Source organism: Streptomyces coeruleofuscus (assembly GCF_039532725.1).
GTDB classification, from domain to species: domain Bacteria; phylum Actinomycetota; class Actinomycetes; order Streptomycetales; family Streptomycetaceae; genus Streptomyces; species Streptomyces coeruleofuscus.
Genome location: NZ_BAAASE010000008.1, coordinates 114,234 through 137,388, shown reverse-complemented (window position 1 = coordinate 137,388; position 23,155 = coordinate 114,234). Strand labels below are relative to the sequence as shown.

General features: G+C 71.7%; 23 protein-coding genes. 11 read left to right on the top strand and 12 right to left on the bottom strand.

The features are described 5' to 3' along the window. Positions 1–55: 55 nt before the first annotated feature. The 4 genes from ABFX81_RS29175 to ABFX81_RS29160 all read right to left on the bottom strand — a co-directional run bounded on the left by ABFX81_RS29175 (position 56) and on the right by ABFX81_RS29160 (position 4,014). Positions 56–670, bottom strand: coding sequence for a cytochrome b/b6 domain-containing protein (locus ABFX81_RS29175; protein WP_086849569.1), 615 nt, complete (start codon positions 668–670; stop codon positions 56–58). Further along, positions 654–1,379: a molybdopterin-dependent oxidoreductase gene (locus ABFX81_RS29170; protein ID WP_086849575.1), complete on the bottom strand. Its 726-nt coding sequence runs from the start codon at positions 1,377–1,379 to the stop codon at positions 654–656. The genes ABFX81_RS29175 and ABFX81_RS29170 overlap by 17 nt, the downstream gene beginning before the upstream one ends. Before the next feature lie 111 nt (positions 1,380–1,490). Continuing rightward, the gene (locus tag ABFX81_RS29165; RefSeq protein WP_086849568.1) at positions 1,491–3,026 is read right to left on the bottom strand and encodes an APC family permease; all 1,536 of its coding nucleotides are present in this window, start codon (positions 3,024–3,026) and stop codon (positions 1,491–1,493) included. 37 nt (positions 3,027–3,063) lie between these two features. Continuing rightward, the gene (locus tag ABFX81_RS29160; RefSeq protein WP_086849566.1) at positions 3,064–4,014 is read right to left on the bottom strand and encodes a hypothetical protein; all 951 of its coding nucleotides are present in this window, start codon (positions 4,012–4,014) and stop codon (positions 3,064–3,066) included. Positions 4,015–4,380: 366 nt separating this feature from the next. Between ABFX81_RS29160 and ABFX81_RS29155 the strand changes: the two genes are divergently transcribed. Genes ABFX81_RS29155 through ABFX81_RS29140 form a run of 4 tightly spaced genes read left to right on the top strand, consistent with a single transcriptional unit; the run spans position 4,381 to position 6,627 of the window. Then, entirely contained in the window at positions 4,381–5,286 is a 906-nt protein-coding gene (locus tag ABFX81_RS29155) for a DMT family transporter (RefSeq protein WP_086849573.1), read from the top strand. A gap of 27 nt (positions 5,287–5,313) precedes the next feature. Beyond that, on the top strand, positions 5,314–5,871 hold the full coding sequence (locus ABFX81_RS29150) for an NUDIX domain-containing protein (RefSeq protein WP_086849564.1): 558 nt from the start codon (positions 5,314–5,316) through the stop codon (positions 5,869–5,871). A 31-nt stretch (positions 5,872–5,902) separates the two neighbouring features. Next, entirely contained in the window at positions 5,903–6,295 is a 393-nt protein-coding gene (locus ABFX81_RS29145; protein ID WP_059421526.1) for a YidH family protein, read from the top strand. Continuing rightward, complete coding sequence (locus ABFX81_RS29140; RefSeq protein ID WP_086849561.1) at positions 6,292–6,627, top strand: DUF202 domain-containing protein; 336 nt, start codon at positions 6,292–6,294, stop codon at positions 6,625–6,627. Before ABFX81_RS29145 ends, ABFX81_RS29140 begins: the two co-directional genes overlap by 4 nt. 157 nt (positions 6,628–6,784) lie before the next feature. Here the strand turns inward: ABFX81_RS29140 and ABFX81_RS29135 are convergent, their stop codons facing one another. Then, positions 6,785–7,729 carry a zinc-binding dehydrogenase gene (locus ABFX81_RS29135; protein ID WP_086849559.1) on the bottom strand — a complete coding sequence of 315 codons (945 nt, stop codon included), beginning with the start codon at positions 7,727–7,729 and terminating at the stop codon, positions 6,785–6,787. Positions 7,730–7,927: 198 nt separating this feature from the next. Here ABFX81_RS29135 and ABFX81_RS29130 point away from each other — a divergent pair, with 198 nt between their 5' ends. Further along, positions 7,928–8,950 (top strand): phosphotransferase, encoded by a 1,023-nt coding sequence (locus ABFX81_RS29130; RefSeq protein WP_086849557.1) that lies wholly within the window; start codon positions 7,928–7,930, stop codon positions 8,948–8,950. Positions 8,951–8,955: 5 nt separating this feature from the next. Then, the gene (locus ABFX81_RS29125) at positions 8,956–10,170 is read left to right on the top strand and encodes an acyl-CoA dehydrogenase family protein (protein ID WP_086849555.1); all 1,215 of its coding nucleotides are present in this window, start codon (positions 8,956–8,958) and stop codon (positions 10,168–10,170) included. A 445-nt stretch (positions 10,171–10,615) separates the two neighbouring features. Here ABFX81_RS29125 and ABFX81_RS29120 read toward each other — a convergent pair whose 3' ends face one another. From ABFX81_RS29120 to ABFX81_RS29110, 3 genes are read right to left on the bottom strand one after another with little or no spacing between them, the layout of a single operon-like run. Then, positions 10,616–11,209 (bottom strand): TetR-type transcription factor C-terminal domain-containing protein, encoded by a 594-nt coding sequence (locus ABFX81_RS29120; protein ID WP_086846359.1) that lies wholly within the window; start codon positions 11,207–11,209, stop codon positions 10,616–10,618. Positions 11,210–11,237: 28 nt separating this feature from the next. Further along, positions 11,238–12,902 carry an AMP-binding protein gene (locus ABFX81_RS29115; RefSeq protein WP_086846351.1) on the bottom strand — a complete coding sequence of 555 codons (1,665 nt, stop codon included), beginning with the start codon at positions 12,900–12,902 and terminating at the stop codon, positions 11,238–11,240. Further along, a complete protein-coding gene (locus tag ABFX81_RS29110; protein WP_086846353.1) occupies positions 12,899–13,672 on the bottom strand; it encodes an SDR family NAD(P)-dependent oxidoreductase in 774 nt (257 codons plus the stop codon). The genes ABFX81_RS29115 and ABFX81_RS29110 overlap by 4 nt, the downstream gene beginning before the upstream one ends. Positions 13,673–13,825: 153 nt before the next feature. Between ABFX81_RS29110 and ABFX81_RS29105 the strand changes: the two genes are divergently transcribed. After that, complete coding sequence (locus ABFX81_RS29105) at positions 13,826–15,061, top strand: exo-beta-N-acetylmuramidase NamZ domain-containing protein (RefSeq protein WP_086846354.1); 1,236 nt, start codon at positions 13,826–13,828, stop codon at positions 15,059–15,061. A 107-nt stretch (positions 15,062–15,168) separates the two neighbouring features. After that, positions 15,169–16,485, top strand: a complete 1,317-nt coding sequence (locus tag ABFX81_RS29100; protein WP_086846355.1) for a serine-threonine protein kinase — start codon at positions 15,169–15,171, stop codon at positions 16,483–16,485. 19 nt (positions 16,486–16,504) lie between these two features. Here the strand turns inward: ABFX81_RS29100 and ABFX81_RS29095 are convergent, their stop codons facing one another. Continuing rightward, on the bottom strand, positions 16,505–19,303 hold the full coding sequence (locus ABFX81_RS29095) for a penicillin acylase family protein (protein WP_346138893.1): 2,799 nt from the start codon (positions 19,301–19,303) through the stop codon (positions 16,505–16,507). A 265-nt stretch (positions 19,304–19,568) separates the two neighbouring features. Between ABFX81_RS29095 and ABFX81_RS29090 the strand changes: the two genes are divergently transcribed. Both ABFX81_RS29090 and ABFX81_RS29085 read left to right on the top strand, forming a co-directional pair. Next, positions 19,569–20,171: a hypothetical protein gene (locus tag ABFX81_RS29090; RefSeq protein WP_346138892.1), complete on the top strand. Its 603-nt coding sequence runs from the start codon at positions 19,569–19,571 to the stop codon at positions 20,169–20,171. Between the two features lie 93 nt (positions 20,172–20,264). Next, positions 20,265–21,005 (top strand): 3-keto-5-aminohexanoate cleavage protein, encoded by a 741-nt coding sequence (locus ABFX81_RS29085; RefSeq protein ID WP_346138891.1) that lies wholly within the window; start codon positions 20,265–20,267, stop codon positions 21,003–21,005. 112 nt (positions 21,006–21,117) lie between these two features. Here ABFX81_RS29085 and soxR read toward each other — a convergent pair whose 3' ends face one another. Next, entirely contained in the window at positions 21,118–21,588 is a 471-nt protein-coding gene (soxR, locus tag ABFX81_RS29080; protein WP_086846866.1) for a redox-sensitive transcriptional activator SoxR, read from the bottom strand. A gap of 121 nt (positions 21,589–21,709) precedes the next feature. On the opposite strand from soxR, the gene ABFX81_RS29075 reads away from it, so the two are divergent. Further along, on the top strand, positions 21,710–22,171 hold the full coding sequence (locus ABFX81_RS29075) for a MaoC/PaaZ C-terminal domain-containing protein (protein WP_086846868.1): 462 nt from the start codon (positions 21,710–21,712) through the stop codon (positions 22,169–22,171). A 10-nt stretch (positions 22,172–22,181) separates the two neighbouring features. Here ABFX81_RS29075 and ABFX81_RS29070 read toward each other — a convergent pair whose 3' ends face one another. Together ABFX81_RS29070 and ABFX81_RS29065 are read right to left on the bottom strand one after the other, a co-directional pair. Further along, positions 22,182–22,823, bottom strand: coding sequence for a TetR-type transcription factor C-terminal domain-containing protein (locus tag ABFX81_RS29070; protein WP_086846870.1), 642 nt, complete (start codon positions 22,821–22,823; stop codon positions 22,182–22,184). 70 nt (positions 22,824–22,893) lie between these two features. Beyond that, the gene (locus ABFX81_RS29065; protein WP_086846872.1) at positions 22,894–23,154 is read right to left on the bottom strand and encodes a YiaA/YiaB family inner membrane protein; all 261 of its coding nucleotides are present in this window, start codon (positions 23,152–23,154) and stop codon (positions 22,894–22,896) included. Position 23,155 lies beyond the last annotated feature (1 nt).

Below are 23,155 nucleotides of genomic sequence, written 5' to 3'. Positions count from 1 at the left end.
CGGGTGCGGGTGCGTGGGGGTTGTTCGCGCAGTTCCCCGCGCCCCTGAAAGAAACCTACTGGCGCCATAGAGGGTGCTCTTGGTCCGCCCACTCTCTGCTCACCGAGCCCGTGCGCATGCCTCTCCTGGATTCCGGGTCGGCCAGGGCCATGCCGATGTGGCCGGCCAGGACTATGCCGATGGTGAGGGCCAGCCAGTCGTGGACGAACGTCGCGCTGGTGCGCCACAGGAGGGGGGTGAGGTGGGTGAACCACATCATCAGGCCGGTGCCGAGCATGACGAGGGTGGCGCCGGCGATCCAGGACGCGTAGAGCTTCTGGCCGGCGTTGAACTTGCCCGCAGGGCGGGACGCGTGGCGCTTGTCGCGATGCAGGGCGGCGCGCAGCCAGATGCGGTCGTGCGGGCCGAAGCGGTTGAGGTGGCCCAGGTCGGTGCGGAGGGCGCGGGAGGCGAGGCCCGCAAGGACCGGGACGGGCAGGGCGAGGCCGGTCCACTTGTGCAGGGTGACGACGAGTGCGCGGCGGCCCACGAGTTCGGCGAGCTGGGGGACGTAGAGGCAGGCCGCCGTCAGGACGCAGACGCCCATGAGCGCGGCCGTCGTGCGGTGGACCCAGCGCTCGGTCCGGCTGAAGCGCCTGACAGCGACCGCGGTGTCAGGTCGTGGGCTCATCGTCACGTCCGTTCGAGCGGCCCACCCAGGCGTCGACGTCGTAGCCGCGCTCCTCCCAGTAACCCGGCTTGACCTCGTCGGTGACGGTGATGCCGGAGAGCCACTTGGCGGACTTGTAGAAGTACATGGGCGCCACGTAGAGGCGGACCGGGCCGCCGTGGGAGTGGCCGAGGTCCTTGTCCTGCATGCGCAGGGCGACCAGGACGTCCGCGCGGCGGGCCTGGGCGAGGGTGAGGCTTTCGGTGTACGTGCCGTCGAAGCAGGTGAAGCGGATGGCTCTCGCGGTGGGGCGGACCCGGGCGGTGTCGAGGAGGCGGGACAGGCGTACGCCCTCGAAGGGGGTGTCGGGGACGCGCCAGCCGGTGACGCACTGGACGTCGCGGACCAGGCGGGTCTGCGGCAGGGCCTTCAGGTCGGCCAGGGTGTAGGTCGTGGGGTGGTCGACCAGGCCGTCGATCGTGAGATGGTAGCTGTCGGCGTTCTTGCGGGGAACGGACGAGGCGACCGAGTAGTAGCGGAAGCCTCCGCCGTTCGGGAGCAGTCCGGTCAGGCCGGTGGGGTCCTTGTCGGCGGCGCCGCCGAGGAAGCCCTCCAGGCCGCGTTGGAGCTGGGGTGCGGCCACCACGCCCAGGGCGCCGAGACCGAGGGTGCCGAGGAAGACACGGCGGCCGACCGGGGTGCCCCGTTGTTCAGGGTGTCCGTCGTTCATGCCCTCATGTACGTCCTCGTTCACGTTCTCATTCGAACACCCGCGGCCCCGTCAGGACAGGGATCGCGGGTGCTCGTCAGATTTCCGTAACCACTTCTTGCGCGGCCGGGGTCAGGACGACGCCGCCTTGTCCAGCTGGAACGCCTCGTTGCCGAGCCCGATCCGGGCGTGCCTCTCGGGGGCGCGGGCGCGCAGCACCAGGCCCAGGACCAGGCCGGCGACCAGGGCGAGGCCGATGATGCCGGGCAGGATCCAGCTCAGCGAGGAGTCCGGGCCGGCGCCGACGAGGACCTCGAAGTCCTTCACCGTGTAGCCGGCGATCACGAGCAGGGCGAGGCCCGCCAGCGCGGAGGTGACCAGCCGCCAGGCCTGGGCGCCCGCGGCACCCCGGCGGACGAAGAAGACGACGACCGACAGCGAGGCCGCCGCCATCAGCACGATCACGCCGAGGGCGCCGATGTTGCCGAACCAGGTGAACAGGTGCAGGACCGGCGCGGTCGGGTCGCCGGCCGGCTTGTCGTCGGCGATCGCGAAGGCGGCCACGACCACCACGGCCACGACGGTCTGGAGCAGCGAGCCGGTGCCCGGAGCGCCGCTGGTGCCGCTGGTGCGGCCGAAGGCGGCGGGAAGCAGGCCCTCGCGCCCCATGGCGAAGGCGTACCGGGCGACGACGTTGTGGAAGCTGAGCAGGGCGGCGAACATGCCGGTGACGAACAGGACGTGCAGGACGTCCGTGAAGGTGCCGCCGAGGCGGGACTCGGTGAGGAAGAACAGCAGTCCGGCGCTCTGCTTCTGGGCGGTGCCGACGATCGCGGCGGGTCCGGTGGCGACGGTGAGGGCCCAGCTGCTCAGCGCGAAGAAGACGGCGACCCCGCCGACGGCGAGGAACATCACGCGCGGCACCAGCACGTGCGGGCGGCTGGTCTCCTCCGCGTACACGGGTGCCTGCTCGAAGCCGAGGAACGCGGCGATGCAGAAGCACAGCGCGGTGCCGACGCCCGCGCCGGTGAGGGTGTCGGGGTTGAAGGCGTGCAGCGACAGGCCTTCCTTGCCGGGGTCGGCGAGGGCGGCGAAGTCGAAGATCACGACCAGGAGCACCTCGATGACGAGCAGCACGCCGAGCACGCGCGCGTTGACGTCGATCTTCAGCCAGCCCAGCAGACCGACGGCGAGCGCGGCCACGAGCGCCGGTATCCACCAGGCGATCTCCACCTCGGCGTACGTGGCGAGGAGCCCGGAGACCTCGAAGCCGAAGATGCCGTAGATGCCGATCTGGAGCGCGTTGTAGGCGACGAGGGCGACCAGGGCGGCGCCCGCGCCGGCGGTGCCGCCGAGGCCGCGGGAGATGTACGCGTAGAAGGCGCCGGCGTTGTGGACGTGGCGGCTCATCTCGGAGTAGCCGATGCTGAAGAGGATCAGGACGACGCCGAGGACGACGAAGAGCAGCGGCTGGCCGACGATGCCCATCACTGCGAATGTGGTGGGCATGACACCCGCGACCACCATGAGCGGGGCGGTCGCGGCGAGGACGGAGAGCAGCAGTCCCCCGGTGCCGAGCCGGTCGGCGCGCAGGGCGCGCTCCTGGCCCTTGAACGTACTGATGCCGCCGGCTGCGGATGTGCTCGGGCTCGAACTGTCCGTGGTCATCGGGAGAGCGTCCTCACTTCTGGATTTCCGGGGGGTGTCAGGCCGTGCCCAGCGCGGCGGCGCGGGCGGCGGCGAAGGCGGCGTGCGGGTCACGGTCCGGGTACGACCAGGGCGCCGGGGTGGCGTGCCGGCCGATGCGGTGGAACAGGGCGGCGGCCTCGGCGCCCCGCCCCTCGCAGAACTTGGCGTGGGCGAGGAAGTTGAGGTCGATCAGCCGGCGCGGATGGCCCTCCAGTTCCCACTCCAGCCACCAGTCGAAGGCGGCCTTCATCACCTGCCGGGCGCGGCGGCCCGTCCAGTGGCCCGAGGCGGCCGGGTCGGCGGGTTCGTGTCCGGCGGAGGCCAGCGCGCGGTAGCGCTCGGCGTGCGCGATGACCGGCAGGATGGCGAGCGGGGAGTCGGCGGGTGCCTGCTCGGCGGCCCAGCCGGCGAAGTCGTAGACCTCGTGCAGCGGGTCCGGGCCGGCCTCCGTGCGGCGTCCGGCGAGCCGGGCGACCATCAGGTGGTGGGCGTGGTGGTGGTCGGCGTACCGGGCACGGACCTGCTCGAACGTCCGGACCACGTCCTGGTCGGTGCCGACCGCGCACTCCAGCAGGAGCAGGCCGAGCCAGGGGGTGGGGTCGGCGGGGACGCGGGCGGCGGCGGTCACGCAGGCCTCGCGGGCCCGGACCGGCTTGCCCTTGCCGTGCAGGGCGCGCCGGACCTGTGCGAGGGCGAGCAGGACGGCGGCGTCGGCGGACTCGGGTTCGGCGAGCAGCCACTCACGGGCCCATGCGGCGCAGTACGGCTCCCGTGCGAGGACGGTGACGCGGTGGCCGCGCCGGTCCCAGTCGTCCGCGGTGTGCACCAGCAGTGAGCGGGCGTTCTGCCAGCGGCCCTGCGCCAGCGCGGCGCGCGCGGCCACGAGGTCGGCGTCGTCGAGGGCCTCGTCGAGGGCCTGAGACGCACGTCTGCGGCCACGGCCGAGGGGAGGCGGGGGTGGGGGCACCGCGGAACTTCCTCACGCGCTCTTCTTGTGTTTCGGCTCACGGCGGTCGAGGGAGCGCGTGTGTGCGCTTCGCCATGAACTGATCACGCACAGCCAACCCCCAGCCAACGGTTGGCGTCAAGGGCCGCCAGGGCGTTACACGCGTCAACTGCTGTTACTCGTGAGGGTTTTGTGATCAAAGGGGAGCCGGAGGACCGCGGGACGGGCATCCGATTTATCCGTTTAGCCCTTTGTGGCGTGCGTCATAGTGCTGGGCGGTCACCACCGCTCAGGATGGGACGACGTACGGGCGCGCCGGGCGGAGCCGGCCGGTACAGTCGGCCCCTACGCCATCGTGAACCCGACCTGATGATCGAGGTACACCGCGTGTCGGTTCTTGTCCTGGTGCTCGCCGTGAGCGCCGCCTGCTGTCTGGGCTTCGGCTTCGTGCTTCAGCAGAACGCGGCCCAGCGCGCCCCGCTCAACGACTTCCTGTCCTTCCGGCTGCTGATCGACCTGGTGAAGGTGCCGCGCTGGCTCGGCGGCATCGGGTTGATGGTGGCCGGCACGGCGCTGGGCGCCGCCGCGCTGGGGCAGGGCGAGCTGTCGCTGGTGGAGCCGCTGCTCGCGACGAACCTGCTCTTCGCGCTCGCGCTGTCCCGCCGGCAGACCCGGCAGCCGCTCGGCCGCCAGGGCTGGGCGGGACTTCTGCTGCTGGCGGGCGGTGTGACCACGTTCATCGTGGCGGGCGAGCCGCACGGCGGCGCCGCGACGGCCGATCCGATGCGGCAGTGGCTGATCATCGGGGCCATGATCGGGCTCGCCCTGCTGCTCACCGCGCACGCGAAGCGCTCCCGGCTGGGTTCCGGACCGGTGCTGCTGGCCCTGGCCGCCGGGCTGCTGTACGGCGTGCAGGACGCGCTGACCCGGGTGAGCGGGGAGAAGTTCGCCGAGGGCGGCTTCGCCGGGCTGCTGACCGGCTGGCAGCCGTACGCCGTCCTCGCGCTGGGCGTCACGGGGCTGCTCCTCGTGCAGAGCGCCTTCGAGACCGCGTCCCTGCGGAAGTCGCTGCCGGCCCTGACAGCGGCCCAGCCGATCGCCGGGATCATCTGCGGCGTCGGCTTCCTCGGCGACCGGCTGCGGACCGACGCGGTGGCGCTGAGCTGGGAGGCGGGCGGTCTCCTCGCCGTGGTGGCCGGGATCATGCTGCTGGGTCTGCATCCGGCCATGCCGACGGGGACGGTGGAGCGGGCACGCGTGGGGCGGCTCCAGCCGCAGCCGCAGCCGCAGTGATGCCTCGCACCCTGCTTGGATGAGGGCATGAGTGCTGTGGGCGAGGGCATGAGTGCTGCCGGCGAGGGCGTGAGTGCCGGTGACGAGGTCCTCGACATCGTCGACGAGAACGACCGGGTCGTCGGGCAGTCGCCCCGGGGCGAGGCCTACGCCAGAGGTCTGCGGCACCGCTGTGTGTTCATCCAGGCCCGGGACGCCGCGGGGCGGATCTTCGTGCACCGGCGGACGCCGACCAAGCTGGTCTTCCCCTCCCTGTACGACATGTTCGTCGGCGGCGTGGTCGGCGCGGGCGAGACCTACGACACGGCGGCCCTGCGCGAGGCCGAGGAGGAACTGGGCGTCACGGGTCTGCCCCTGCCGCGGTACCTCTTCAAGTTCCTCTACGACAACGGCGCGGGCCAGACCTGGTGGTCGGCGGTGTACGAGGTCCGCTGCGACCTTCCGGTCCGGCCGCAGGCCGAGGAGGTGGCCTGGCACGACTTCCTGCCCGAGGACGAGGTGCGGCGGCGCCTGGACGACTGGGAGTGGGTGCCGGACGGGCTGGCGGCGTACGAGCGGCTCAGGGCCTTTCGGTCGAGGGGCTGAGCGGGTTGTCGTCCCCGGTAGGGTCGCGCACGTGATCGAGTTCGTACGGAACGTCCGGTTGTGGTTCGCTCCCGCGCAGGTGCGGAAGGACGGCGAGACGCCCGACTACCGGTTCTCGCTGGCGAACGAACGCACCTTCCTGGCCTGGCTGCGCACCGCGCTCGCGCTGATCGGCGGTGGCTTCGCCGTGGACCAGTTCCTTCCGGACCTGCGCTGGGGCTGGCGCGTGGGGCTGGCGCTCGCGCTGCTGGCCGCGGGCGTGCTGTGCTCGCTGCGGGCGGTCAACCACTGGGTGCGCTGCGAGCGGGCCATGCGCCGGGGCGAGGACCTGCCGGTGTCCCGGTTCCCGGCGGTGCTGAGCCTGGTCGTCGCGATCGTCGCCCTCGCCATGGTCGTCGTGGTGCTCGTGGGGTGGGAGGGGTGAACGCGCCGGCGGCCCGGCGGCAGGACCCCGACCGCGACCCCGGGCTGCAACCCGAGCGGACCCGGCTCGCGTGGCGGCGTACGACGCTGTCGGGCACGGCCTCCGCCGTGCTCGCCGTGAAGACCGCGCTGCACGGCGGGGCGTCGGCGCCCGGGCTCGTCGCGTGCGCGCTGTGCTGCGTCCTGTGGCTGGGCTTCCTGAGCATCGCCCACCGCCGCATCCGCGCCCTCTCGGCCACCGCCACTCCTGCCCCGTTCGCGCCCCGGCACGCCACGGCAGCGGTGCTGTGCACGCTGGCGTTGGCGGTGTGCGGGGCGGCGCTCGTGCTCTAGGGACGCCCACACGCCGGGGCACCGTATGCGGGGGCAGTGGACGCCGGGGCGCCGCACTCAGGGGCACCGGGACGGCGCACGCCAGGACGGCGGACGTCAGGGGACAGGACGCCAGGGGCAGGACACCGCATGCGCCCGGCGCCAGGGCGCGGCGTGGCTACGCTTCCTCCGGCTCCCAGTCCACCGTCACGACGATCTTGCCGCGGGTCCGGCCCTCCTCGTTGAGCCGGTACGCGTCCGCCGCCCGTTCCAGTGGGAACGTCTCGGAGACGTGCACGCGCACCACGCCCTGTTCCGCCAGATCGGACAGCCGCTGGAGGTCCTCGGGGTCGGGGCGGACGAAGTAGTAGCGGCCGCCGTAGGTCACGACGCCGACGTCGGCGATCGACACCAGGCGGCCTTCGGGGGCCAGCAGGTTGGCCGAGACCTTCAGCGCGTCCCCGCCGACCGTGTCGAACACCGCGTCCACGCCCTCCGGCGCCAGCCCGCGCACGCGCTCGCCCAGGCCCTCGCCGTACGTCACCGGCTCCCCGCCGAGGCCGCGTACGAAGTCGTGGTTGGGCTCGCTCGCCGTGCCGATCACCCGGGCGCCGAGGTGGGCGGCGAGTTGCACGGCGATGGAGCCCACCCCGCCCGCCGCGGCGTGCACCAGCACCGTCTCGCCCCGCTTCACCTGGAGCACCTTGAGAAGCACCTGGTAGGCGGTGAGCCCGACCAGCGGCAGTCCGGCCGCTTCCTCGAAGGAGAGGTTGCGCGGCTTCCGCGCGAGGGTGCGCAGGGGTGCGGCCACGTACTCGGCGAAGGTGCCGCGGGAGAGGAAGTCCTCGCGTACGTACCCGATGACCTCGTCGCCGACGTCGAACTCCGACACCGCCACGCCGGGGCGTACGACGACGCCGGAGACGTCCCAGCCGGGCACCACGGGGAAGGCGGTTTCGAGGAGCCCTTCGAGGTAGCCCTCGCGGGCCTTCCAGTCGACGGGGTTCACGGACGCCGCCCGCACCTTCACCAGCACCGAGTCCGGGCCGACCTTGGGATCGCGGACCTCGCCGAACGCCAGCACCTCGGGTCCGCCGTACCGTGAGTAGCTGATGGCCTTCATGGCTTCGACCCTCCGGTCTCCCCGCGCGCCACGCAAGCCGGATGGCCTGAACGAACCGGCCGGTACCTCCCCGGCGCCCCGCGGCGGGAGTCGTCGGCCTATCGTGGCTCCGATCACGTTTCGGCCCCGCTCTGGACGACATACCGACCGGTCGGCATCATGAGTCGGGAACTGTTCACCTGCCCGTAGGAGCGACGCATGAGCCCCGACCACCCGCCCGGACTCGACCTGGACCGGCTGCGCGGCCTGCTCGACCGCGAGCGGCCCGGCCTGGTGAGCGGCGCCCTGTCCGGCCGGCTGATCGAGGGCGGACGGTCGAACCTCACCTACGCCGTCTCCGACGGCACCTCCCGGTGGGTCGTACGGCGGCCCCCGCTCGGCCATGTCCTGGCCACCGCGCACGACATGAAGCGCGAGCACCGCGTGATCAGCGCGCTGCACCCGACCGCCGTGCCGGTTCCGCGGCCGGTGCTGCTGTGCGAGGACGAGGACGTGCTCGGCGCGCCGTTCTACGTCATGGAGTTCGCCGAGGGCACCCCGTACCGCACGGCCGACCAGCTCGCCCCGCTCGGTCCGGAGCGGACCCGGGGCGCGGTGCTGAACCTGGTGGACGCGCTGGTGGAGCTGCACGCCGTGGACCCGGGCGAGGTGGGGCTCGCCGACTTCGGCCGGCCCGAGGGCTTCCTGGACCGGCAGCTGCGACGCTGGGGCAAGCAGCTGGACGCCTCGCGCAACCGCGAGCTGGCCGGGATCGACGAGCTGCACGCGACGCTCGGACGGCGGCTGCCCTCCTCCCCCGCCCCGGCCGTGGTGCACGGCGACTACCGGCTGGACAACGTCCTGATCGGCGAGGACGACCGCATCAAGGCGATCCTCGACTGGGAGATGTCCACCCTGGGCGACCCGCTCACCGACCTGGGCCTGCTGGCGATGTACAGCCTGCCGCTCGACGCCCCCGACTCCCCCGTCTCCACGACGGCGGAGGCGCCGGGGCACCCGGACCCGGCCGAACTGATCGAGCGGTACGCCGTCCGCTCGGGGCGCGACGTCTCCGCGGTCTCCTGGTACACGGCGTTCGCCTGGTTCAAGCTCGCCGTGATCCTGGAGGGCATCCACTACCGCTACACCCTGGGCCAGACGGTCGGACACGGCTTCGACCGCATCGGCGACCTGGTCCCGGTCTTCATCGAGCACGGTCTCACCACCCTTCAGGAAGGCTGACGGACATGGACTTCGCGTTCGACGCGCGCACCGAGGAGCTGCGCGGCAAGCTGCTGGCCTTCATGGACGAGTACGTCTATCCGGCCGAGGCCGTCGCGGAGGAGCAGCGGGCGCAGCTCGCCTCGCCGTGGGAGACCCCGGCGGTGGTCGAGGAGCTGAAGGCCGAGGCGCGCAGGCAGGGTCTGTGGAACCTCTTCCTGCCGGACTCCGAGTACGGCGCCGGGCTCACCAACCTCCAGTACGCGCCGCTCGCCGAGATCATGGGGCGCTCCCCGCACATCGCCCCGACGGTGACGAACTGCGCGGCACCCGACACGGGCAACATGGAGGTGCTCACCCAGTTCGGGGACGAGCAGCAGCGCAAGCAGTGGCTGGAGCCGCTGCTCGCGGGCGAGATCCGCTCGGCGTTCGCGATGACCGAGCCCGACGTGGCCTCCTCGGACGCCACCAACATCACCACGCACATCGAGCGGGACGGCGACGAGTACGTCGTCACCGGCCGCAAGTGGTACATCTCCGGGGCGATGCACCCGGACTGCAAGATCTTCATCGTGATGGGCAAGACGGACCCGGAGGGTTCGGACATCCGCCGTCAGCAGTCGATGATCCTGGTTCCCCGGGACACCCCGGGCGTGACGATCAAGCGCGCGATGCAGGTCTTCGGCTACGAGGACCACTCCCACGGCGGCCATGCCGAGGTGATCTTCGACCACGCGCGCGTGCCGGCGTCGAACCTCATCGGCGAGGAGGGCGGCGGTTTCGCCATCGCACAGGCCCGGCTCGGCCCCGGCCGGATCCACCACTGCATGCGGCTGATCGGGATGGCGGAGCGGGCGATCGAGCTGATGTGCCGGCGGGCGGTGTCCCGTACGGCGTTCGGGAAGGCGCTGGCGCAGCAGGGTGTGGTGCACAACTGGATCGCGGACGCGCGGGTGACCGTGGAGCAGTTGCGGCTGCTGGTGCTGAAGACGGCGTGGCTGATGGACACGGTCGGCAACAGGGGGGCGCACACCGAGATCCAGTCGATCAAGATCGCTACGCCTCGCGCGGTGGTGGACATTCTCGACCGGGCGATCCAGTTGCACGGTGCCGGGGGTGTGAGCCAGGACTTCCCCCTGGCGGAGCTGTACGCGGCGGCGCGGACGCTGATGATCGCGGACGGGCCGGACGAGGTGCATCAGCGGTCGCTGGCGCGGCGGGAGCTGAAGCGGTACGTGTGACGCGGCGGGGCGGCGGGGTTTTCTCGCCCCCGCCGCCCCTACCCGTCCCATCTCCAGGGGCTCCGCCCCTTCGACCCCGCTGGGGACTGCGCCCCCAGGCCCCCGCGGGGGCTGCGCCCCCTGCGCCCCCACCGGGGCTGCCGCGGCCCCCAGAGCCCCGCGGGGGCTTCGCCCCCTGCGCCCCCACCGGGGCTGCCGCCCCTGACCCCGCTTCGGCCTGAACGGCCTCGTCCTCAAGCGCCGGACGGGCTGTTGGAAGTGACTCAGCCCGGCATTTCGAGCCCGGCCGCCTGGCCACCCGGACGGCCGGTTCGCCGGCCGGCCGATCCGTCGGACGGGCTGTGTGTGGCTCGGCCCGGGGTTCGAGCCGGGCCTCCTGGCCGACCGATTCGGGTGGTGGGTGGGCGTAGGCCGGGGATCCAGGGGGCGAGCCCCCTGGGTGCGGTTACGGGCGCAGGGCTCGCAGCAGCAGGTCCGCCAGGTGGTCGGCCACCTGCTGGGGGCTCATCGGGCCCTCGGGGCGGTACCACGTCGACAGGTGGTGGACGGACCCGAAGTGGTAGTCGACCACCAGGTCCGCCGGGGTCGCCTGGGAGAAGACGCCCGACTGCTGGCCCTCCTCGACCAGAGCGCGGAAGCGCTCGTGGTAGCGGCGGCGCTCGGCGCGGACCTGCTTGTCCTTCTCGGGGCTCAGGTGGTGCATGGACCGCCAGAAGATCATCGCGTCGTCGAGGTTGTCGATGGTCGTCACCACGACGTCCGCGGCCGCGGCCCGCAGCCGCTTCTCCACCGGCTCGTCGGAGCCCGCGACGGCGTCGAGTCTCTCCTGCTGGATGCGCAGCACGCGCGCGTACACCTCGTGCAGGAGGTCGTCCTTGGAGCCGAAGTAGTGGTACAGCGCGCCTTTGGTGACGCCGGCCGCCTCGACGATCTCCTGCACCGAGGTGCGGTCGTAGCCCTGCTCGGCGAAGAGCCGGGTGGCGGCGGCCAGGAGCCGCTGAGGTACGGGGGTGCCGTCCGGGTCCGTGGTCCTGGGCACTGCCGCCACCTGCCTTTCCGTACTGCTGTCAATTGCCTTGCGTCCGGGAACGAAGCTCCCGACGGAGGATCTTCCCACTGGCCGTCTTCGGCAAGTCCGGCAGGATCTCCACCTGTCGCGGATATTTGTAGGCGGCCAGTCTCTCCTTGCAGTAGGCGGCGAGCGCATCCGGGTCCGTGTCGGCGTCCGGACGCAGGCTGATGTACGCCTTGACGGTCTCCCCGCGATACCCGTCGGGCACGCCGACGACAGCGGCCTCGCGCACCGCCGGGTGTGTGTAGAGCACGTCCTCGACCTCGCGCGGCCACACCTTGAAGCCGGACGCGTTGATCATGTCCTTCTTGCGGTCGACGACGTACAGCCAGCCCTGCTCGTCCATGAAGCCGATGTCGCCGGTGCGCAGTTCGGCCCCGGGGAACGTCTCCGCGGTGGCGTCGGGGCGCCGCCAGTAGCCGGGCACGACCTGCGGCCCCCGGACGACGATCTCGCCCTGCTCGCCGAACGGCACCTCGTCGCCGTTGTCGTCGACGATCCGTACGACCGTGTCGGGGCCGGGCAGGCCGACCGCGAGGGTCCCGGAGGCCGGGTCGACGGGCGCCTGAAGACCGGGCGGCACGGAGGCGCACGGCGCGGTGCACTCGGTCAGCCCGTAGCCGTTGCGGATGTACGGCCCGAAGCCGGCCCGGAACTTCTCCACCAGCGCGGGCGGCAGCGGGGCGCCACCGGAGGAGATCACCCGGAAGGAGGAGAAGTGGTCGCGGGTGACGGACGGATGGGCGGCCAGCGCCATGAAGGCCGTGGACGGGCCGACGGTGTAGTGCGGCCGGTGCTCGGCGAACGCGTCGAGCACGACGCCGGCCTCGAAGCGGTAGGCCAGTACGAGCGTGCCGGCGCTGCTCAGGCAGGCACCGAACTGGCAGACCATGCCGGTGATGTGGAACAGCGGCGCCAGCGCGAAGTAGACGGGCCGCTCGGGCAGTCCCAGGCCGGTCCGCTGCCGCTCGGCGTTGTACATGATGTTGCCGTGCGTGTTGGTGGCGCCCTTGGGCGCGCCGCTGGTGCCCGAGGTGTAGCTGATCAGCGCGATGTCGGAGGGAGCGGGGTCCCGGTCCCCTGGCGCCTTGTGCCCGGCCCGTGCCACGGCGACCAGGTCGTCGGCGTCCGGGGCCTGCGGGAGCCGCTCGAAAGTCAGCACGCGCGCGTCGCCGCGCGTCTGGAAGTCCAGCTCGCATGCGGTGAGCACGATCCGCACGGGCGAGTCCGCGGCGGTCTCGCGCAGATACGACTCCCACGCCCGGTCCGAGCAGATCAGCGCGGCGACCTCGCCGTCCCGCAGGACGTGGGCCACCTCGCCCGACTTGTACATCGGGTTCACGGGCACGACGACCGCGCCCGCCTTCCAGGCGCCCAGCACGGCGAGCACGAAGTGCGGGGAGTTCTGGAGCAGTACCGCGACCCGGTCGCCGCGCTCCAGGCCGCGCGCCGCGAGATGCCCGGCGACGGAGTCGCTGAACTCGTCGACGTCCCGGTAGGTCAGTCGGCCGTCGAAGTAGGCCAGGAAGTCGCCGTCAGGCGTCTCGTCCACGGCCCCGCGCAGCGCGTGCACGAGGGAGTCGGCGGGGCTTATCGCGCCCTTCTGGACGTCGCTCAGCAGGTCGAGCCAGGGTTTGGCCGCGTAGCGGGACTCGGTCACCGGTTCTCCTCCCACTGCTGCTGGATGCGGTTCATGCCGGTCAGCCAGCGGTCGGGGTCACCGGCCCGGGCCTGGTAGTACGCGGCGACCTCGGGGTGCGGCAGGATCAGGAAGCGGTCCTCCTCGATGCCCTTGACCAGGGCGTCCGCCACGGCCTCGGGCTCGATCGCGGTCGGCTGGAGCACCAGGTCGCCGGCGCTGCCGGTGGCGGCCAGCATGTCGGTGCGTACGCCCTGCGGGCAGATGGCGTGGACCTTCACACCCCGGTGCCGGTACGTCAGCGAGAGCCACTCGGCGAAGGCGAGCGCGCCGTGCTTGGTGACGGCGTAGGGCGCGGCGCCGATCATGGTGAGCAGCCCGGCGGCGGAGACGGTGGAGACGAAACGTCCGCTGCCCCGCTCCAGCCAGGCGGGCAGCAGCTCGTGAGCGGCCCGGACGTGCGCCATGACGTTCACGTCCCAGGAGGTCGCCCAGGCCTTTTCGTCCAGCGCCTGACCGGCATCGACGCCGTCGAAGGCGACGCCGGCGTTGGCGCAGTACACGTCGACGGTCCCGTCGAGCGCGTCACGGGCGTCGGCGACGATCCCCGAGGCGTCACCGGGCACGGCGACTCCCCCGACCTCCTCCGCGACGTGCTTGGCCCGCTCGGCGTCCAGGTCATTGACGACGACCCGGGCTCCCTCGGCGGCGAAGCGCCGGGCGAGCGCGGCTCCGATTCCGCCGCCTGCCCCCGTGACAACGACTCCAGCCCCTTGAAAGGCTCCCACCATCGGTCTCCTTAGACGCGGCTCAGCTATGGCGCCAGACTAACCGGTCGGTATGTTTCAAGGAAGGGGCAACCGCAACACCCTTAGGGGCGCGGGAACTGCGCGACCAGCCACCACGAAAGTGGCACATAACGGATCACGGAGGCCACCCACCCCATGCGCCCCTCAAGACGAGCCTTACTCACGGCGGCCACGGCAGCAGCCGTCCCGGCCACACCCACCGCAACCGCCGCCCAGCGCCCCAGACGACTCCGCACCGGCTTCGAACGACTCGCCCACGACGGCTACACCCTGCTCGACGGCCAGAAGGTCGGCATCGTCACCAACCCCACCGGCATCACGCGCGACGTCCGCCACATCGTCGACGTCATGCACGCGGACACCCGAGTGGATCTGAGGGCCGTATTCGGCCCTGAACACGGCTTCCGCGGCACCGCCCAGGCCGGCGGCTCCGAGGGCCGCTACGACGACCCGGCGACCGGCCTGCCCGTCTACGACACGTACCTCAAGAGCGGCCGGCCGCTCGCCGACATCTTCACCGCGTCCGGCGTGGACACGGTTGTCTTCGACATCCAGGACGTCGGCGCCCGCTTCTACACGTACATCTGGACCCTGTACGACTGCATGGAGGCCGCGCGGCTCGCCGGCAAGCGGTTCGTGGTCCTGGACCGGCCCAACCCGGTGACCGGGCGGGCGGCCCTGGGGCCCGTCCTGCACAAGGAGTTCGCCACGTTCGTCGGGCGGCAGCCGATCTCCCAGGCCCACGGCATGACCGTCGCGGAGCTGGCGCGGCTGTTCAACGAGGAGTTCCTGACCGATCCCGTACCGCTGGAGACCGTGCCGATGTCGGGCTGGAAGCGCTCGGACTTCCACGACGCCTCCGGGCTGCCCTGGGTGCCGCCGAGCCCGAACATGCCCACGCCGGAGACGGCCCTGGTGTACTCGGGGACGTGTCTGTTCGAGGGCACGAACCTGTCGGAGGGGCGCGGCACGACCCGGCCGTTCGAGCTGCTCGGCGCGGAGGGCGTCGACCGGCGCTGGGCCGCGGCCGCGAACGAACTCGCCCTGCCCGGCGTGCGCTTCAGGGAGGCGTACTTCGCGCCCACCTTCTCCAAGTTCCAGGGCAGGACGATCGGCGGTGTGCAGATCCATGTGCACGACCGGGACGTCTTCGATCCCGTGCGGACGGGGATCGCCCTGCTCGTGACCGCCAGGAAGGTGTGGAGCGGGTTCGCCTGGCGCCCCGACCACTGGATCGACAAACTCACCGGCTCCGCGCGCGTGCGCACGATGATCGACGCCGGCGCGGACACCGACGAGGTCGTGGCGGGGGGGCAGGACGAGCTGGCGGCGTTCCGGCGGACACGGCGGAAGTACCTCCTCTACCGCTGAGTCCGTCATCGCGCGCCCAATGCGCCCGTGACGTATGGCCAAGCTCCCCCGTTGGCAGGACGATGCGCCACAACGCGCGCGTCACCCGGGGGAACAGGGGGCCTGTCATGGCGGATCAGGCGATGAGCGTGACTCCCTACTGGGAGCTGACCTTCGACGCGGACGGGGACCCGGCGGGCCGTCAGCGCGACCGGCTGCTCGCCGGGGTGACCGAACGCAAGGTGCGCGACCTGGTCGTCTTCGCGCACGGCTGGAACAACGACCGCTCGGGTGCGACCCGGCTCTACGACCGGTTCCTGGCGCCCGTCCCGCGGCTGGCCCCGACGGCCCGCATCGGGTACGTCGGGGTGCTGTGGCCGGCCATGCGGTTCTCCGACGAACCGATCCCGGACTTCCCGCGGGCGGTGGCGGCCGAGGCACCCCGGCGCCCGATGCTCGACAAGGACACGCGGCACGCGCTGCTGGAGTCCTTCCCGGGCCGGGCGATCCTGGTCGAGCAGATCGCCCGGCTGCTGGAGCAGCAGCCGCCGGAGGAGGCCGAACTGGAGGAGTTCGGGCGGCTGGTGCGGTTGCTGGTGGAGGTGGTGGCGCCCGGGCCGCAGGCGCTGTTCGCGGCGGACACGGTGGCGGAGGGCGTGCCACAGAGCGAGCCGGAGATGTTCGCGGGCTCCTCGGCGGCGGCCTGCGAGGAGTTCGCCCGGGCTTTGGCCGGCCTCGAAGCGTCCGGAGCGCGGCAGGGGTTCGGCCTCCCCAACCCCTGGGAGGGGGCCCACGAACTGCTGCGGCAGGCGACGTACTACGCGATGAAGCGGCGCGCGGGAACGGTCGGTGAGCGCGGTCTCGGCCGGGTCGTCGGGCAGCTCGCGAAGGCGGCGCCGGGCGTGCGCGTGCACCTCGTCGGGCACAGCTTCGGCGCGCGGCTGGTGTCGTTCGCGCTGCGCGGGCTCCCCGAGGGCGTGCGCACGGTGAAGTCGGTGACGCTGCTCCAAGGGGCGTTCTCCCACTACGCGTTCGCGGCCCGGCTGCCGCACGACGCGCGCGCCGGAGGGGTGCTCCAGGGGCAGCAGAACCGCGTCGACGGTCCCCTGGTGTGCTGCCACTCCCGGCACGACACGGCCCTGGGCACGATGTATCCGCTGGCCTCGCGCATGGCGGGCGACAGCCGGTCGGTCGCGGACCTCGGCATCGGGCGGGCCCTGGGCGCCAAGTGGGGTGCGATGGGCTACGGCGGGGTGCGGGCGGTGCCGGGCACGCGCGCGTACCCCCTCGCCGAGGCGCTGCGGGCGAAGCTGCCCGCCTCGGGGTGCGTGAACGTAGACGCGGCGGCGGTGGTGAGACGCGGTGGCCCGCCCGCCGGCGCGCACAGCGACATCCTGCACGAGGAGCTGGCCCGGCTGGTGCTGGCGGCGGGCCGCATCCGCTGACCCGCCGCCGGACCGTGCCTCACCGATGTGAGGTGAACTCCACGACCTGCTGGTAGGTCGGCCGGTTCTGCCAGCTGATCTTGCCGTGCTTGATGCCGCCGAGGGTGCGGTGGTTGATCGAGTCGGCGCACCACTGGTCGCCCGCCGAGCACACGTCGTCGCCCGGGTAGACCTGGGCCGCGGTCTTGCCGGCCGCCTCCTTCAGGGTGCTGACGAGGGTGTCACGGCAGGCGCCGAGCTCCCCGCCGCCGCAGTACTCGCGGGCCAGCGGCCCCCGCACCTGCTCGCCGAGCACAGCCCGGATGTCCTTGTCGACGTAGCTCCACCAGCCGTACTGGAAGGAGCTTCCGGCGTGCGACCCGGTCGGGCCGTGGGCGGCGGACGGGGACTCGTCGACGGGGAGGTTGGCGGTCATCGCCGAGAACAGCTCGCTGCCGAGCCCCGGTTCGAACTCGGCCTTGACCAGCAGCGGCCACCAGGCGTCCAGGATGCGGATCGCGTCGGCGTCGGCGTACTTCTTGGAACCGGCCGAGGTCTCCGTGCGCTTGCCGCCCGCGGCGACCCACGCCTGGAGCTTGCCGACGGCGGCCGCCGCGGTGGGGTCGGTGACGGGCGAACTGTTGACGACCTTCAGCAGCTTGGGCAGGACGTCCTCCGCCCGCAGATCGGCGACCCCGGCATCCGCCATCGCCTTCACCAGCGAGGCCCGCGTGACCCCGCCCTGCTGGACCAGCTTCTTCACCCGGTCCTCGAGGAGGTTGCCGCGGTGCACGGAGCCGTTGCCCCAGGGCGCGGCCGTGTAGTCCTTGGCCTGCTTGTTGTTCCAGGAGATGTAGTAGTCCTGGTCGATGGAGTTGGGGTGGGCGGAGGGCGGGGTGTAGTCGGCCGTGTTGGTCGCCGGGTCCCAGCCCCGCCACTCGTGCGCCGGCCGGGCCCAGACCGGGAACTCGGGGTCGACGCCGTTCGCGCGCACCGGGTTGTCGCCGCTGTTGTAGTACGCGGTGTGCTCGGAGTCGACGTAGAACCAGTTGAAGGTGTAGTTGATGTGCTGCACCGCCTTCTGGAACGACTCCGGGCCCGTCACGTAGTCCGGGTCGTTCAGCATCTGGAAGCCGATGATGGAGTCGGCCTCGTGCATGAAGGACGAGCGCAGGGAGGTGTAGGCGACCTTCTTGCCGCCGACCGTCGCGCGGTACTCGACGGGCCCGTACTTCGTGCGCCAGACGCGCATCGTGTACGAGCCGGCCGCGGTGCCGTCGGCGACCGTCGGCTTCCAGGCGTTCTTCCGCTCGACCTTCTCCATCGGCGTGCAGGTGCCGCGGTACAGGTAGTGGTAGTCGTCCTGGCACAGCTCGACGGCGTAGGTGTCGATGATGTCCTGGCCGGAGGTCGTGGCGCTCCACGAGTAGTCCTGGCCGCGGCCGAGTTCGACGTACATGCTCAGGCCGGCGAAGGAGGCGCCGCGGGCGCTGATGCCCGGCCCCTGGAGCTCCTGGAGCAGCAGCAGCTGGGGCGCGAAGTAGCCGGTCTGCGGGCCGAACACGGCGACCGGGTGGCCACTGGCGGTGTGCTCGCCGCCCACCACGAGGGCGTTGGACATGCCGCGCTTGGCGGACGACAGGGCCGTCTTGGCCGCCTCCCTGGAAGCGCCGGTGGCGCTCGAGCCGGCCGCGCTGCCCGTACGGTCGTGGACCAGCGGTTCCTGGGTCACCGAGCCGGCGTCGGGCAGGGCCCGGCCCTGCGGGTCGGCCGGTTTGGTCGCGTACGGGAAGCTGCCGTCGTGCTGGGTGAGGACGGCCTCCGGGTCGTTGCGCTCGCGGAAGGACTCCCACACCTTGGTGCCCTCGGCGACGCCGTACTTCTCCTGGGCGGCCAGGAGCGAGAGGGCGTTGTTGACCTCGCCGCCTCCGCCGGAGCCGAACAGCGCGCCGATGACGGACGCCAGCGCCACCATGTCGGTGATCTTGAAGTGCTCGATCTTCCCTGCGTTGGTGACCGAGTCCTTGTGCCCGGTGAGGACGTACTCCCCGGGGAAGTACCGGCCGCTGTCGGAGGCGTCGATGTAGGCGTTGATGCCGTCGAGGTAGGCCTTGACGTCGGCGAGGGCCAACTTGCCGCGCTCGCCGTTGGTGGCGACGGCGTTGTCGATCTGCGCCTGGAGATCGGCCTCGGAGTACGGGGCGTGCCGCCAGAACTGCTGTTCCAGGCCCTGGTTGGAGGGCGCGCCGCCCGCGAAGGAGGTGAGCTGACCGCGACCGACGTGCCGGAAGACGTCCATCAGCCACAGCCGGTCCTGGGCGGCCGCGTAGCCGGCACCGAACTCCGTGCCGTATCTGGTGGTACCGGTGATGTGCGGCACACCGGTCTTCTTGTCCCGGACGATCGTCACGTCACCGCGCCCGGCGGGTTTGACGGTGGAGGCGACCTGGTCCGCCGGGACCCCGAAGGACGCGTCGTTGAAGAAGTTGTTGATCTTGTCGTTGGTGAGGCCGGTGTACCCCTTGGCGAGATCGGCATACGGCCCGAGCTGGTCCTCTGCGTGTTCGGGCTGGGTGCCGAAGGCCTGGTTCAGGAGGATCTGCGCGAGGGTGGCGTTGCCGTTCTGGCCGGGCGGGAGGATGTCCGAACACTGGTTTCCGCAGTGGTCGTTCGCCGCCGCCGTGGTCCGCGCGGTCTCCGTCTCCGAGGCGGCCGCGTGTGACAACGGCGACAAAAGACCTGCGATCAGCGCGCATACCGATGCCGTCTTCAGGAACCCGGGGATTCCGCGGGGAGTTCTCATTCTGTCGAGAACGGTGCGTGGGTTACGCCGTGGCATGTGGGGGGCTCCTCCCGACGGGGGTGGGCGGGATGTTACCGCCGGTAAGTCCGCGATAGAAGATGAGCAAGCGTCACTTTTTGGAGTCAGCACAACAGGCACACGGGCCACGGCAGTCGACTCAGGGCCTCGTCGGACGGCTTATGGAGGCCATTTGAAATCGGATGGAGCCGATTCGCTTGTCGATACGTCTATTCGGCGACGTCCTTACGACGACGCCGAAGTGACCGGATTACAGGTGCAGGTGTGACGGAGGTGCAGGACGATGGCCGGTTTCCGGAGTCTGGCGAGACAGGTCCGCGATCCGCGGTGCGATCTGGCACTGCGGCGCTATTCGCTGCGCAAGTGCCTTGAGAGGTTCGCCCCTTACGGGCACAGGGCGACCTGGGACCATCTGTGTTCCCGGGCAGGGTTCGGTCCCGAGGACCGGTCCCCCGATCCAGCGCGGCTCGTGGCCGCACTGGACGAACTGGAGGAGGCGCGGGCGGTCTGGCTGGCCTACGAAGTCGAGTTCGCCGAGCGCCGCAAGAAGGAGAAGCACGACGGACTGCGCAGGCCGGGCACTGTGGACGACTGGCACCGGCTGACCTGGGGCGGTTTCGGCGTGGCGTGGTGCGACGATCCGGCGGTCCATCCCCGTGAACCGCTGGCCGAGGTGCTGCGCCGGCTGATCGCCGCGCTGGAGCGCGCACCGGGCTCGACGTGCCCGGTGTGTGGCGGGGAGCAACTCGCCTGGAAGTACGACCTGGACCACGAGCCTTCGGCGGGTCCGGTCTGCACGGACTGCGGGATTCTGGTGCCGCGTCCGGTGCTCACGCCCGATGCTCTGGCGGACGCCAGGCGGGCGAGGCTGTTGGTGTCGGCTTGACGAATGCGGGTGCGCGGGGGGTGCGCCGGGGATGCCGCACCCCCACTGTCGTCGCCGGAGCCGGCTGTCAGTGGTGACTGGCACCATCGGGACATGGTGCAAGTGTGTCTGAACGGTCCGCGGACCGCCGCCGACGGTACGGCGGTGCCGCTGACGCCCGAGTCCATGGCCGACTCCGCCGCGGGCGCCGTCGCGGCCGGGGCCACGGACATCCATGTCCACCCCAAGACACCGTGCGGGCGGGACACGTTGTCGCCGCGCGTGCTCGCCGAGACGCTGTCGGCGATCCGGGCGCGGGTGTCGGTGCCGGTGGGTGTGACCACGGGGGCATGGGCCGAGCCGGACCCTGCCGCCAGACTGGAGCGGATACGGGGCTGGACGGTCCTACCCGACCACGCCTCGGTCAACTGGCATGAGCCGGGCGCGGAGGAGGTCGCCGCCCTGCTCCTGGATCTCGGGGTGGGTGTGGAGGCCGGCATCTGGTCCGGGACGGACGGTGCGGAGCGGTTCGCCGCCTCGACGTTGGGGCCGAAAGTGCTGCGGGTGCTGGCCGAGGTGACGGATACCGGCCCTTCGGGTGCGGTGGACTCCGCGCGGGGGTTGCTGTCCGGCCTTGGTGACGCGCACGGGCGTCCTGTCCTGCTGCACGGGGAGGACGGGGGTGCGTGGCCGGTGCTGCGGCTTGCGGGCGAGCTGGGCTTGGCCACACGGGTCGGGGTTGAGGATGTGCTGCGTCTGCCGACCGGACGACTGGCCGGGTCCAACGCCGAGTTGGTCGCGGCGGGGTTGGTGGAGTACGAGGCAGGCCGGCGGGGTGCTCGGCGTGGTTGCTGAGGCCGGGTGGGTCCGCAGCCCGGCGTAGCGGGGTGCCGCTGCGCCCACCCGTGCCGCCCTGGGGGTACCTCCCAGGCCCTTGAGGCACTGGGGGAGGCACGACTGCCCGCAGCTAAGCGGACGTGCGCCCCTTGTCCACCATCAGGCGCGAGCCCGCCCGGCGTTCGCCGAAGACGTCGCCCGGGTTGGACAGCACGCAGGTGTCGAGGGAGAGGCAGCCGCAGCCGATGCAGTCGGTGAGGTGGTCGCGGAGGCGGTTCAGCTGCTTGATGCGTTCGTCCAGCTCCGAGCGCCAGGCCTCCGAAAGACGCGCCCAGTCCTCCCGGGTCGGCGTCCGCTCCTCGGGAAGCTCCGCCAGCGCCTCGCGGATCGTCGCCAGCGGGATACCGACCCGTTGCGCGGCCCGGATGAAGGCGACCCGGCGCAGCGTGTCACGCGAGTAGCGGCGCTGGTTGCCCGACGTGCGGCGACTGCTGATCAGGCCCTTGGACTCGTAGAAGTGCAGGGCGGAGACGGCGGCCCCGCTGCGCGCCGACAGCTGGCCGACCGTGAGCTCGTGGATCTTCTCTGAAATCTGGGGCACCCCTCGAACCCTACCGATCGCCCCGCCCGAGCCCGTTGACACGGCCCCCGCAGCCGACCATGCTAAGCAGTCGCTTAGAGATACGAGCGCACGCAGACTTCCTGACGCGAGAGGCCGGGACATGGCACAGCCGAGGATCTTCACGTCCGTCGACGACCTGAAGTCGGCGGTGGGCGAGCAACTGGGGTACACCGACTGGCTCGACATCGACCAGAAGCGGATCGACCTCTTCGCGGAGGCCACCGGCGACCACCAGTGGATCCACGTCGATCCGGAGAAGGCCGCGGCGGGGCCCTTCGGCACCACCATCGCCCACGGCTATCTCACGCTGTCGCTGCTGCCCCTCTTCGGTCCGCAGCTGATCTCCGTCGAGGGCGTGAAGATGGGCGTCAACTACGGGACGAACAAGGTCCGTTTCCCCTCCCCCGTCCCCGTCGGCTCCCGGCTGCGCGCCACCGCGGCGATCACCGGCGTCGACGACGTGCAGGGCGGCGTCCAGGTGACCGTCGCCTTCACCGTGGCGCGCGAGGGCGGCGACAAGCCCGTGTGCGTCGCCGAGTCCGTCGCCCGCTACTACTTCTGACCCCGGCGGACTACCGGCGGGCTTCTTCTCCCCCGGCCCCCACCATCCGCAGCACGAGGTCGGCGTACAGCGCGCCGACCTCGTCCGGCGTCCACGGCCCGTTGACGTTGAACCAACGGGCCACGTCGATGCAGAGCGAGAGAACGGCCAGGGTCGTGCCCTTCACGTCCATGACGTCGAACTCACCGGCCGCCACGCCGTCCTCGATGATCGCCCGCACCTCGGCGTCGCACTGCCGGCGCAGCGCGAGGATCTCGTCACGGGCGTCCGGACCGAGCGAGTCCAGCTCGTACTGGACGACCCGGGCGGTGGTGCGTCCGCCGGCGTGCCAGCGGACGAAGGAGCTGACCGCACCGGCCAGGCGCTCGCGGGCGGCGCCCTCCCGCCGGGCCGCCGTCCGCAGGATCTCCAGGGCCTTCTCGTGGCCGATCCTGCTGATGCGGTGCAGCAGTTCTTCCTTGGTCTTGTAGTGGATGTAGAGCGCGGCCGGGCTCATCCCGGCCCGACCCGCGATGTCCCGGGTCGTCGTGGCGTGGTACCCGCGCTCGGCGAAGGCCTCCACCGCGGCGATCAGCAGCCGTCGCGCCGCGTCGGGCGTGACCTCGCCCCACGCCTGCGCCTCGCCGCCGGCCGTCTCCTCCGCCGTACTCATCACTCGCCCCTCTCCACCGACAGGGACAACACCATACCGCCGAAGGTGAGCGGGCGCTTAGTGTGGCAGCTCAGCGCTTCTCGAACGGGGCGTACGAGGGCGCCGCCCCCTGCGCCGGCCCCTCCTGCCGGTCCCGGATCACCTTGGCGAGGGTGAAGGAGGAGGTGACCAGGTACAGGACGGCGATGGCGAGGAAGCCCCGCACCCAGGCGTCGGCGCTCAGCTGGTAGATGCCGATGGCGGTGGCCGCCATGGCGACGGCGAAGGAGGCGACGGCCTGGCCGTAGAAGGCGGCCGTGTTCTGCGGCTTGCTGCCCGGTGTGTCACTCATG

Coding starts and splice junctions, on each gene's coding strand:
- ABFX81_RS29175 (WP_086849569.1), bottom strand. CDS start 670: ATGAGCCCACGACCTGACACCGCGGTCGCTGTCAGGCGCTTCAGCCGG.
- ABFX81_RS29170 (WP_086849575.1), bottom strand. CDS start 1,379: ATGAACGACGGACACCCTGAACAACGGGGCACCCCGGTCGGCCGCCGT.
- ABFX81_RS29165 (WP_086849568.1), bottom strand. CDS start 3,026: ATGACCACGGACAGTTCGAGCCCGAGCACATCCGCAGCCGGCGGCATC.
- ABFX81_RS29150 (WP_086849564.1), top strand. CDS start 5,314: ATGAGTGCTGTGGGCGAGGGCATGAGTGCTGCCGGCGAGGGCGTGAGT.
- ABFX81_RS29135 (WP_086849559.1), bottom strand. CDS start 7,729: ATGAAGGCCATCAGCTACTCACGGTACGGCGGACCCGAGGTGCTGGCG.
- ABFX81_RS29130 (WP_086849557.1), top strand. CDS start 7,928: ATGAGCCCCGACCACCCGCCCGGACTCGACCTGGACCGGCTGCGCGGC.
- ABFX81_RS29125 (WP_086849555.1), top strand. CDS start 8,956: ATGGACTTCGCGTTCGACGCGCGCACCGAGGAGCTGCGCGGCAAGCTG.
- ABFX81_RS29110 (WP_086846353.1), bottom strand. CDS start 13,672: ATGGTGGGAGCCTTTCAAGGGGCTGGAGTCGTTGTCACGGGGGCAGGC.
- ABFX81_RS29105 (WP_086846354.1), top strand. CDS start 13,826: ATGCGCCCCTCAAGACGAGCCTTACTCACGGCGGCCACGGCAGCAGCC.
- ABFX81_RS29100 (WP_086846355.1), top strand. CDS start 15,169: ATGGCGGATCAGGCGATGAGCGTGACTCCCTACTGGGAGCTGACCTTC.
- ABFX81_RS29095 (WP_346138893.1), bottom strand. CDS start 19,303: ATGCCACGGCGTAACCCACGCACCGTTCTCGACAGAATGAGAACTCCC.
- ABFX81_RS29090 (WP_346138892.1), top strand. CDS start 19,569: ATGGCCGGTTTCCGGAGTCTGGCGAGACAGGTCCGCGATCCGCGGTGC.
- ABFX81_RS29085 (WP_346138891.1), top strand. CDS start 20,265: ATGGTGCAAGTGTGTCTGAACGGTCCGCGGACCGCCGCCGACGGTACG.
- ABFX81_RS29075 (WP_086846868.1), top strand. CDS start 21,710: ATGGCACAGCCGAGGATCTTCACGTCCGTCGACGACCTGAAGTCGGCG.
- ABFX81_RS29070 (WP_086846870.1), bottom strand. CDS start 22,823: ATGAGTACGGCGGAGGAGACGGCCGGCGGCGAGGCGCAGGCGTGGGGC.
- ABFX81_RS29065 (WP_086846872.1), bottom strand. CDS start 23,154: ATGAGTGACACACCGGGCAGCAAGCCGCAGAACACGGCCGCCTTCTAC.